This window comes from Kitasatospora sp. NPDC023120 (assembly GCF_055560835.1).
In genome coordinates, this window is sequence record NZ_JBVHHY010000026.1 from 124087 (window position 1) to 133914 (window position 9828).

The following is a 9828-nucleotide window of genomic DNA, read 5'->3' on the forward strand; positions in this document are numbered from 1 at the left end:
GTTCGGGCGCGGCGCGCGGGGTTGCCGCCGTGCCGCGACGCGGCCGTACCCGGCACGCCCCGGCTGCGGGGGACAGCCCTGCCGGCGCCGGACAGCCAGTGGTGCCGGGAAGCCCGCCGTCGACCCTCGGTGCGGTGGTGCCGAGCGACCCAGCTGGCCCCGGGGACGCGCCGAGCGCTCCGCCCGGCCGTTCTCGTGCGGCGGTGCCGATCGTGAGCGGACCGGTGTCACCGATGGCAGCGGTGGCAGCGGGGGCAGCGGGCGCAGCGGGCGCACCGGGGCCGCCGCAGGGCGATGTCCCGACAGCGGGCCGTCCGGCCGTGCAGCGGGCCGTCGCACCGACCTCCGCAGCGCGCCCGAGGCCCGCCCACCCCGGTGCGCGGTCCGCCGCCACGATGGCTGCCCCGCGCTTGCCGGTGGTCCGACCGACCCCGCTGACGACCTCGTCGCTCCAGCGGCTTCCGGCCGCGCCCCGGCTTCCGCTGCCGTCCCCGTCGCCTCCGGACGTGGGAGGGGCACCGCTCTCGCGGCGCTCCGCACCACCCGCACCCGTCGTGTCACGCGCCATGAGCATCCCGTCCGCGCTGCCCGCGCCGACCTCGCTCACACCGGCCTCGCCCGTGCCGACCTCACCGGCACCGCCGCCGCCCGGTACCGCGAAGGTGCTGCAGCGGGTGGCCGAGCAGGCGGGCCTCGTGGGGGTGCCGTTGACCGCCGTCCCGGCCCGCACGCCGACCACGACCACGACCACGACCACGACCACGACCACCGTGCAAGCGGCCCCGTCGACCACGTCGCCCTCCCCGCCCCATCCCGGCGGATCGTCGGCGGAGACCGGCAGCCACGGGCACGCCGACCTCGACGACCTGGCCCGGCGCCTGGTCGAGCCGGTCGGCCGGCTGCTGCGCGCCGAGCTGCGCCGGGGGAGGGAGCGCAGCGGGAGGCCGTACGACGGACGCCGCTGAGCACGGACCCGACAGAACCCGGCACCCGGAAGCCGAGCCCCAGGCCCCGGAACCCAGAACCCAGGAAGCGGACCCGATGACCGACAACATCTTCGCGACGAGCGTGTTCTTCAGCCTGACCATCGGTGGCAACGACCTGGGCGAGTTCACCACCTGCTCGGGGCTCGGTGCCCAGGTCGAGATCGAGCAGTACGCGGAGGGCGGCAACAACGGATTCGCCTGGCAGCTGCCCGGTCGGATCACCTGGTCGAACATCACGCTGACCCGCGCGGTCACCGCGGACACCGCCAAGATCGCGCGCTGGCTGGGCGAGATCGTCCGCAAGGTCGAGCCGAAGGACGGCGAGATCGTGGCGCTGCGGCCCGACCTGAGCCGGATCGTCGGCTGGCAGGTGCTCGGGATCGTCCCGGTGCGGTGGGACGGGCCGTCCTTCGACCCCTCCAACTCCCAGGCCGCGATGGAGACCCTGGAGATCGCCCACGCGGGTCTGCGCCCGTCCTGACGCCTCCCCGGCCCTGTCCGCCCCCCCCCCGTCCACCCCCCGTAAGGAGCACCAGGATGTCCCCGGCGGTCCCCGCGAGCGTCACCCGGGCCCAACTGACCATCATGGAGCCGCCGTCCACCGTCGGCGCCCAGCCCGGCGGGGCGCTCGCGCAGCTCCAGCTCCAGTTCAACCCGGCGACCCTGGTGCTGCGCAAGAGCACCGAGTGGCGGCGCACGCCGTCCCGGATGGCGGGCGAGTCGGCGCTGCCCGAGTTCGTCGGCAGCGGCCCGCGCTCGCTCTCGCTGGACGTGTTCCTGGACGCGACCGCGACCCACGACAACTCGGTGGAGCGGGCGGTGGAGAAGCTGATGACGGCCTGTGTGCCCACCCCGACCAGCCTGGCGCGCAAGACGCCCGCGAGCCCGTGGATCCGGCTGGACTGGGGCACCCTGAAGACGACGTCGTTCAACGGGGTGCTGACCGGCCTCTCGGTCACCTACACGCTCTTCGACGTGAACGGCAGCCCGCTGCGGGCGGTCTGCTCGCTGACCATCGACGAGGCCAGCGTCGACCCGGCGGGCCAGAACCCGACCTCCGGCTCGCCGGAGGCCCGCAGCACCCACCGGGTGATCGCCGGAGACAGCCTGCCGCTGCTCGCCTGGCGCGCGTACGGGGACGCGACGGCCTGGCGCACCATCGCGGAGGCCAACGACATCGACGATCCGCTGGCCCTGGTGCCCGGCGCGGAGCTGATCGTGCCGGGGATCGACGAACTCACCCGGGGCGGGCGCTCATGACCACCCCGGAGGCCCGGGGCGGCCGACCCTTCGCCGCGGATCCGGTGGTCGAGGCGCCGGGCCCGCTGCCGCCGGTCTGGGCGGCCCAGCTGGTGTCCTGCGACATCGAGGAGAGCGTCGGCCTGCCCGACACCGCGGTGCTGAGCTTCCGGGACGCCGACCACACCTTCCTCGCCGCGACCGGGATCACCATCGGGACCAAGCTGAGGGTCTCCGTGGTCACGGTGCAGGGGCACACCCGGGTGCGGCTGTTCACCGGCGAGGTGACCGCGCTGGAGCTGGAGGTGGACACCACGGGCTCGTACACCGTGGTGCGGGCGTCGGCGGTGACCCACCGGCTGATGCGCGGGCGCCGGGTGAAGGCCTTCCGGAACATGACGACCGCCGACATCGTCCGCGAGGTCGCCGCCGGCGCGGGCCTGTCCTGCGGCCGGATCGACTCCTTCCCGGTGGTGCACCAGCAGCTCTCCCAGGCGAACGTGTCGGACTGGGAGTTCCTCCAGTTCCTGGCGCAGGAGAGCGGCGCGCAGGTGAGCACCGACGACGGTGGGCGGCTGGAGTTCGTCCGGCCCGAGCCCGCGTCCGGCGCACCGGCCCCCTCCACGCCCGCGCCGCAGAACCCGCTGGTGCTGGAGTACGGCCGCAACCTGCTGGAGCTGCGCGGCGTGCTGACCGGGGCCGCCGGCGCGGACACGGTCGAGGCGCGCGGCTGGAACGTCACCACCAAGAGCGCCCTGGTCGCCACCGAGCCGTCGGTGGCCTCCACGACCGTGCTGCCGGGGATGAGCCCCTCGGTGGCGGCCTCCGCCTTCCCCGGCCGGGCCCGGCTGACCGTCGCCGACACCCCGTACCGCACGCAGGCGGAGACGACCGCCGTGGCCCGGTCGCTGGCCGCCTCGGTGGCCGCGGGCTTCGGCGAGCTGGAGGCGGTCGCCGAGGGCAACCCGCGGCTGCGGGCGGGCACCGCGGTCGCCCTCGGGAACGTGGGCGCCGCCTTCTCCGGCCGCTACACCGTCACCGGGGCGCGCCACCTCCTCGAACCCTTCCGGGGCTACCGGACCACCGTGGTGGTCAGCACGTCGCCCGACCGCTCACTGGCCGGGCTGGTCACCGGCGGCAACGCGCCGCCGCGCGGGCCGCGGATGCCGGGCCTGGCCGTCGCCGTGGTCACCGACGTCCGGGAGCCGGGCGACGGCAAGCGCGGCTGGGTGAAGCTGAAGTTCCCCTGGTTGGACGACAGTTACGTCTCCGACTGGGTGCGCACCGTGCAGTGGGGCGGCCACGGCGGCGGCGGGGTGATCAGCCCCGAGGTCAACGACGAGGTGCTGGTCGGCTTCGAGCAGGGCGACCTGGACAGCCCCTACGTGCTGGGCGGGCTCTACAACGGTGTGGACCGGCCCTCGCCGCACGACGTGCCGCTGGTCGACGGGGCCTCCGGCAAGGTCAACCGCCGTTCCCTGGTGTCCCGTTCGGGCCACCGCCTGGAGCTGCTGGACGTACCGGGCGGCGCCTCCGGGGTCCGGCTGGCGAGCGCGGACAAGAAGCTGGAGGTCAAACTCGACCAGCAGCGCGGGGAGATCGTCCTGACCGTCCACGGTGCGGGTGGCGCGGCGGGGAGCACGGTGCGGCTGTCCTCCTCCGGCATCACCCTCGACGCGGGCACCGGGGAGGTCAACGTGCGCGGCGCCTCGGTGACCGTCCGGGGCACGACCGCGGTCACCGTGGACGGCGGAGCCGAGGCGGTGCTCAAGGGGGCTTTCGTGCGTATCAATTGACGAAGCGTCAGGCTTCACGAGGACTGGAAACGTGCCCACCGAACCGGGGGCACCATCGGAATGGAGACCGTACATGCCCCCCGCAGCCCGGACCGGCGACCTCACCGACCACGGCGGCGCCCTCACCACCCCGCCGCCGGGCGCCCTCAGGGTGGCGACCGTGCTGATCGGCGGCCGCCCCGCCGCGGTGGTCGGCAGCATCCACGCCTGCGTCCCGCACGTGGAGATGGGCCCCGCCAACCTCGTCGAGCCCTCCCTGGGCACGGCGACCAGGGGAGTGGTCCTCATCGGCGGCCTGCCCGCGGCCCGCATGGGGGACAAGACGACCTGCGGCGCCACCATCACGAGCGGCGCGTTCAACGTGCTCATCGGAGGGGTCGCATGAGCGGCAGCTTCATCGGTCGCGGCTGGGCCTTCCCGCTGCGGGTGAACGCCACCGGCGGCATCGGCATGGTGGACCGGGACCGGGAGCTCGCGGAGGCCATCCGGCTGATCCTCGGCACCGCCCCCGGCGAGCGGCCGATGCGCCCGGAGTTCGGCTGCGGCATCCACGAGTACGTCTTCGCCCCGGGCGACTTCACCACCGCCGGGCGGATCGCGCGCGAGGTGCGCATCGCACTGGAACGCTGGGAGCCGCGGATCGAGGTCGACGACGTGGTGATCGCCTTCGACAGCGTCGACGAGGGCACGCTCTACATCGACGTCCACTACACGGTGCGCGCCACCAACGACCGCCGCAACCTGGTCTTCCCCTTCTACACCATCCCGGAGTCCCCGGCCTCGGCGGACCGCGCCGCGGCCGACCGGGCCGGAGCGGACGGGGGCGCGAGCTGATGGCACTGCCCTCCCCGAACCTGGACGACCGTCGCTTCCAGCAACTCGTCGACGAGGCCAAGCGCTACGTCCAGCAGCGCGCGCCGGAGTGGACCGACCACAACGTCTCCGACCCCGGCGTCACCCTCATCGAGACCTTCGCCTACCTGGTCGACCAGCTGCTCTACCGGCTGAACCGGGTGCCGGAGAAGAACTACGCCGCCTTCCTCGACCTGCTGGGCATCCGGCTCTTCCCGCCCGCCGCGGCCCGGGCCGAGATCGACTTCTGGCTCTCCGCCCCGCAGCCCGAGACGGTCCTGCTACGGGCGGGCACCGAGGTCTCCACACTGCGCACCGAGACCGACGAGGCGGTGGTCTTCTCCACCGCCGAGGACCTCCCGATCGTCCCCAGCTCGCTGGACCGGCTGGTCACCGTCTCCGCCGCGGGGGAGCAGTCCGACGGCACGGCCCGGCTGGCGGACGGCGCCGACGTGCCCTGCTTCCAACCGCGCCCCGCGGTCGGGGACGCCATGCTCTTCGCCCTGCCCGCCGTCGTCCCGCGCTGCATCCTGGTCGTCCGGCTGGACAGCCGGGTGGAGGGCGTCGGCGTCGACCCGCGCCAGCCGCCGCTGGCCTGGGAGGTGTGGGACGGCGCGCGCTGGATCGGCTGCGAGACCGGCGGCGACACCACCGGCGGGCTCAACCGACCCGGCGAGGTGGTGGTGTTCGTGCCCGCCGGACACACCGCGTCGGTGGTCGCCGGCCGCCGGGCCGGCTGGCTGCGCTGCCGGGTCACCGAGCCGCGTCCGGGCCAGCCGTTCTACTCCGAGTCCCCGACGATCCGCCGGGCCGAGGTGTTCACCGTCGGCGGCACCACGACCGTCGTCCACGCCCAGACCGTCACCGACGCGCCGCTCGGCTCCTCGGAGGGGGTCGCGGGCCAGCGCTTCCGGCTCGCCCGCCCGCCGGTCCTGCTCGACGGCGGGCCGCCGGCGGTCGAGGTCGCGGCCGGCGACGGGTGGGAACGGTGGACGGTCGTCGAGCACTTCGGCGACTCCTCGCCGACCGACCGGCACGTGGTGCTCGACGCCACCACCGGCGAGTTCCTCTTCCCGCCCGCGGTACGGGAACCCGACGGCAGCCTGCGCGCCTTCGGCGCGGTGCCGCCCAAGGGCGCCCGGCTGCGCGTCCCGCGGTACCGCACCGGCGGCGGGACGGCGGGCAACGTCGCCCGGAGCACCATCACCGTGCTGCGCAGCTCCGTCCCGTACATCGCCCGGGTGGACAACCGCGAGGCGGCGCGCGGCGGGGTCGACGGCGAGACCGTCGAGAACGCCAAACTGCGCGCCCCGCACCAGCTGCGGCTGCAGGAACGCGCCGTCACCGCAGGGGACTTCGAGCTGATCGCCCGGCAGGCAGCGCCCTCCGCCGCCCGGATCAGCTGCGTGCCCGCCGGTGGCGGGGAGGCGGGCGCGGTGCGGGTGCTGGTCGTCCCCGACGCGGTCGCGGACGACGGCGACCGGCTGCGGTTCGAGCAGCTGATCCCCGACGAGCAGGTGCTGGCCGCCGTCGCGAGGGCCCTCGACGAGCGGCGGCTGATCGGCACCCGGGTGCACGTCCAACCCCCCGCCTACCAGGGCGTGACGGTGGTCGCCCGGCTCACCACCGGCGCCCCCGACCCCGACCGGGTCCGGGAGGCGGTGCTCGCCGCCCTGTACGGGTACCTCAACCCGTTGCACGGCGGCGCCGACGGCTCCGGCTGGCCCTTCGGCCGGGCGGTGCAGTACGGGGAGGTGTTCGCCGTGCTGCAACGGGTGGAGGCCGTCGCGGGCGTCGAGGAGCTGCGGCTGTTCCCGGCCGACCCGATCACCGGACGCCGGGGGGCGCCCGCCGAGCGGGTCGACGTCCCGCCGGAAGCCCTGGTCTTCTCCCACCAGCACCAGGTCGTGGTCACCCCGGTCGCCTCGGACACCTCGGGCACGTCGCTCTCCGGGAACGGGCAGTCATGACGCGCGCCGCGATCCCCGGACTGCCCAGCGCGCACCCGATCGGCGAGCTGCTCCCGGCACTCTTCGCCGACGACGACTTCGCCCAGCGCTTCACGGCCGGCCTGGACACCGTCCTCGCCCCGGTCTTCGCCACCCTGGACAGCCTGCCCGCCTACTTCGCGCCCCGCCTCGCACCCGCCGACTTCCTGGACTGGCTGGCGTCCTGGGTCGCGGTGGAGGTCGACCCGGCCTGGCCGGACGAGGTACGCCGCGCGGTGGTCGGACGCGCCGTGGAGCTGCACCGCTGGCGCGGCACCCGGCGCGGCCTCACCGAGCGGCTGCGGCTGGTGCTGGGCGCCGGGAGCGAGATCGTGGACGGGGGAGGAGCGTCGTGGTCCAGCGACCCCGGAGCCGCCGACGCCGTCCCGGCGCGCGCACCGCGCGGTGAGGTGCTGGTCCGGGTCTGGCCGCTGCGCGGTCCGGGCCTGGACGAGGACCAGGTGCTGTCCGTCGTCAGGGCGGGCTGCCCGGTCCACCTGACCTGCCGGGTGGAGATCCTGCCCGGTCCACCCGGGAGAGCGGAGGACTGACGGATGCCGGTGTGCCCCGACTGCGGAACGGCCAACGGCGAGGGGGACGACTTCTGCGGCAACTGCGGCGCATACCTGGGGTGGTCGCGCAGTGCCCCGGCGGCGCCGGCCTCGCCGGCGCCTGAGTCCGCTGCGCCCGCTGCTCCCGCTTCCACCCCTGCGCCTGCCGCGCCCGCTGCGGCCGCCACGCCCCCCGCGCCGGCCGTGTCCGAGCCCGCGCGCACCGAACCCACCTGGCGAACCGTTTCGCGACGGATGACGCGCGGGCGCAGGGAGCAGCCGCCCGCCCCGGACACCGAGGCGCCCACCCCGCCCGCCGAGGCACCGGCGCCCCCGCCGCCCGCCGATCCCCCGCGCTCGACCTCCGCCCGCGTACCGAGGTCAACTCCCGCACTGGCTGAGTCCCCTGAACCACCTCCGGCTCCTGGACCACCTCCGCCCCACGCGGCGACTGCGACTCCCGAACCGACCGCGACCTCTGGACCGACCGCGGCTCCTCTACCGACCGGGGCTCCTCTATCGGCTGCGGCTCCCGAACAGGCTCCCGCTCCCGGACCGCAGGCCGATCCGGTGGCCGTACAACCCGCGAAGCCCGTCGTACCCCGTCCCGTCGTCCGGGAACCCGGGGCCGAGGAGGCCCAGGACGGCCCGCCCTGCCCCCGCTGCGGCACGCCCAACCTGCCCGAGCGCCGGTTCTGCCGCCGCTGCGCGGCCCCGCTGACCGTCACCGCAGCCCCACCGAAGTTGCCGTGGTGGCGCACCCGTTGGCCGTTCCGGCGCCGGGTGCGGATGGGCGGTTCGGGCAACGCGCTGCGCCGGACGATCGCGCTGCTCGTCCTGGTCGCGGTGGTGGTCGCGGGGATCCTGCTGTACCCGGCCGGCAAGACCGCCTTTCAGGATGTGCTGGACAAGCTCGGCAGCACCGCGCCGATCACCCCCGCCGCGACCTCGGCCAGCGCCGCCGTCGAAGGACACCCGGCGGCCTCGGCCGACGACGGCCTTACCAACACCTACTGGGCGGCTCCCGCGATCGGGGACTCGGTCGCCTTCGACTTCCGCACCCCGTTTCGGCTGGTGGACCTGATCATCCACACCGGTGCCGCCGCGGACCCGCAGCAGTTCCAGCAGCAGGCCCGTCCCCTCGTCCTGTTCCTGGAGGTCGCGTCCGCGGACGGGGAGCAGCACCGGAAGCAGATCACGCTCAACGACCAGCCCGGTCCGCAGACCGTGGCGACCGGGATCAGCGACGTCGTCCAGGTGAAGCTGACCGTCCGCGAGGCGGCCGGGGTCGGCCCCGGCCGCACCATCGCCCTGGCCGAGGTGGAGTTCTTCAAGCGCACCTGAGCCCACTCCCGGAACCACCCCGAAGCCGTCCGTCAATCGCCCACTTACCGTTCGGCAACGCACAGTTGGTGAGATCGCCATGTTCACTTCAGAAATTTCCCGGAAGGAGTGCCTCCCTTGACCACTCGACTCAGGCAGGGTGCGGGCCGACGGGTGCTGCCGACGCTGATGGCGACGCTGTGCGGGATCGCCGGTGCCACCGCGGTCGGTGCGACCCCGGCGGCCGCGGCCGCAGCCGACCAGCGCCACCCGATCTACGCCATCGCGCACCCGGTCGACCCCCTGAACGGCGTGGACGCCGCGCTCAGGTGAACCGCCACGGCTCCACCCACCGCCTGGCCACCAGCGGCGACCGCCTGTTCCGGTAGGGCCGGGAGTCAGCAGCCCGGTACGTCGGACTCGGCCAGGGGCTCGTCGCCGGCGACCGGCTCCAGGCCGCGGAGCAGGTGGGTGAGGAGGTCCTCGAAGACCTGGTCCAGGGCCGCGCCGGAGAGCTGACCGCTCGCGGCCTGGGCGGCCACCCCGTGGACAGCCGTGAAGAGGAGGGTGCCGATCCGGTCGGCGTTGCCGGTCCGGATCCGTCCCTCCTCCTGGCCGCGGGCGATCAGGGCGTGGAGGTCGTCCTTCAGCGGCTGCCAGGCGAGCTGCAGTCCGTGCGCCACGGCGGCGGCTTCCGGTGCCTGCCGACCACCGCTCGCGCCGAACGTGTCACCCGCCCGAGCCCGGCGGCCTGAGCCGGGCCCCGGGCATTTGGTCTTCGGTGCGGAGTAGGAGTACTGTCTTCCAGTCGCTCGGCGCGGCCCTCCGGAGCGGGATCGAATCTGAATTCGAGAACGACCGGGGAAAACAGCCCGAAAAACTCTGCTAGAGTCCGGGGGCGCCGAAAGGCAAAAGCCGATTCGATGAATGAGACTCCGGAAAACGGAGCGGAAAACATCTGATAAGCTTAAGACACGAAAGAACGAAGCCCGGAGGGCCCGCTGGAAGGCGGTCCGAAGGAAGCGTCCGTTCCTTGAGAACTCAACAGCGTGCCAAAAGTCAACGCCAGATATGTTGACATCCCCGGCCTCAG

General features: G+C 74.2%; 11 protein-coding genes. 10 read left to right on the top strand and 1 reads right to left on the bottom strand.

Translation table 11 applies throughout. The annotated features are described in order from the left end of the window. Nucleotides 1-566 precede the first annotated feature (566 nt). The 10 genes from ACZ3TI_RS31845 (at nt 567) to ACZ3TI_RS31890 (ending at nt 9068) form a co-directional block, all read left to right on the top strand. Complete coding sequence (locus tag ACZ3TI_RS31845; protein ID WP_465732344.1) at nt 567-965, top strand: hypothetical protein; 399 nt, start codon at nt 567-569, stop codon at nt 963-965. Nucleotides 966-1041: 76 nt separating this feature from the next. Continuing rightward, nucleotides 1042-1467, top strand: coding sequence for a phage tail protein (locus ACZ3TI_RS31850; RefSeq protein ID WP_465732346.1), 426 nt, complete (start codon nt 1042-1044; stop codon nt 1465-1467). 56 nt (nt 1468-1523) lie between these two features. Continuing rightward, nucleotides 1524-2246, top strand: coding sequence for a CIS tube protein (locus ACZ3TI_RS31855; RefSeq protein WP_465732348.1), 723 nt, complete (start codon nt 1524-1526; stop codon nt 2244-2246). After that, nucleotides 2243-4021 (top strand): VgrG-related protein, encoded by a 1779-nt coding sequence (locus tag ACZ3TI_RS31860; RefSeq protein WP_465732350.1) that lies wholly within the window; start codon nt 2243-2245, stop codon nt 4019-4021. Before ACZ3TI_RS31855 ends, ACZ3TI_RS31860 begins: the two co-directional genes overlap by 4 nt. Nucleotides 4022-4094: 73 nt before the next feature. Continuing rightward, nucleotides 4095-4406, top strand: a complete 312-nt coding sequence (locus ACZ3TI_RS31865) for a PAAR domain-containing protein (RefSeq protein ID WP_465732352.1) — start codon at nt 4095-4097, stop codon at nt 4404-4406. Continuing rightward, entirely contained in the window at nt 4403-4855 is a 453-nt protein-coding gene (locus ACZ3TI_RS31870; RefSeq protein WP_465732354.1) for a GPW/gp25 family protein, read from the top strand. The genes ACZ3TI_RS31865 and ACZ3TI_RS31870 overlap by 4 nt, the downstream gene beginning before the upstream one ends. Then, nucleotides 4855-6843, top strand: a complete 1989-nt coding sequence (locus tag ACZ3TI_RS31875) for a putative baseplate assembly protein (protein ID WP_465732356.1) — start codon at nt 4855-4857, stop codon at nt 6841-6843. Before ACZ3TI_RS31870 ends, ACZ3TI_RS31875 begins: the two co-directional genes overlap by 1 nt. Further along, complete coding sequence (locus ACZ3TI_RS31880; protein WP_465732358.1) at nt 6840-7412, top strand: phage tail protein; 573 nt, start codon at nt 6840-6842, stop codon at nt 7410-7412. The genes ACZ3TI_RS31875 and ACZ3TI_RS31880 overlap by 4 nt, the downstream gene beginning before the upstream one ends. 570 nt (nt 7413-7982) lie before the next feature. Next, nucleotides 7983-8756 carry an NADase-type glycan-binding domain-containing protein gene (locus ACZ3TI_RS31885; protein ID WP_465732360.1) on the top strand — a complete coding sequence of 258 codons (774 nt, stop codon included), beginning with the start codon at nt 7983-7985 and terminating at the stop codon, nt 8754-8756. Nucleotides 8757-8873: 117 nt separating this feature from the next. Beyond that, complete coding sequence (locus ACZ3TI_RS31890) at nt 8874-9068, top strand: hypothetical protein (RefSeq protein WP_465732362.1); 195 nt, start codon at nt 8874-8876, stop codon at nt 9066-9068. Between the two features lie 65 nt (nt 9069-9133). On the opposite strand, the gene ACZ3TI_RS31895 is transcribed toward ACZ3TI_RS31890, so the two are convergent. Continuing rightward, nucleotides 9134-9418 carry a hypothetical protein gene (locus ACZ3TI_RS31895; protein ID WP_465732364.1) on the bottom strand — a complete coding sequence of 95 codons (285 nt, stop codon included), beginning with the start codon at nt 9416-9418 and terminating at the stop codon, nt 9134-9136. Nucleotides 9419-9828: the final 410 nt, after the last annotated feature.

Coding starts and splice junctions, on each gene's coding strand:
- ACZ3TI_RS31845 (WP_465732344.1), top strand. CDS start 567: ATGAGCATCCCGTCCGCGCTGCCCGCGCCGACCTCGCTCACACCGGCC.
- ACZ3TI_RS31850 (WP_465732346.1), top strand. CDS start 1,042: ATGACCGACAACATCTTCGCGACGAGCGTGTTCTTCAGCCTGACCATC.
- ACZ3TI_RS31855 (WP_465732348.1), top strand. CDS start 1,524: ATGTCCCCGGCGGTCCCCGCGAGCGTCACCCGGGCCCAACTGACCATC.
- ACZ3TI_RS31860 (WP_465732350.1), top strand. CDS start 2,243: ATGACCACCCCGGAGGCCCGGGGCGGCCGACCCTTCGCCGCGGATCCG.
- ACZ3TI_RS31865 (WP_465732352.1), top strand. CDS start 4,095: ATGCCCCCCGCAGCCCGGACCGGCGACCTCACCGACCACGGCGGCGCC.
- ACZ3TI_RS31870 (WP_465732354.1), top strand. CDS start 4,403: ATGAGCGGCAGCTTCATCGGTCGCGGCTGGGCCTTCCCGCTGCGGGTG.
- ACZ3TI_RS31875 (WP_465732356.1), top strand. CDS start 4,855: ATGGCACTGCCCTCCCCGAACCTGGACGACCGTCGCTTCCAGCAACTC.
- ACZ3TI_RS31880 (WP_465732358.1), top strand. CDS start 6,840: ATGACGCGCGCCGCGATCCCCGGACTGCCCAGCGCGCACCCGATCGGC.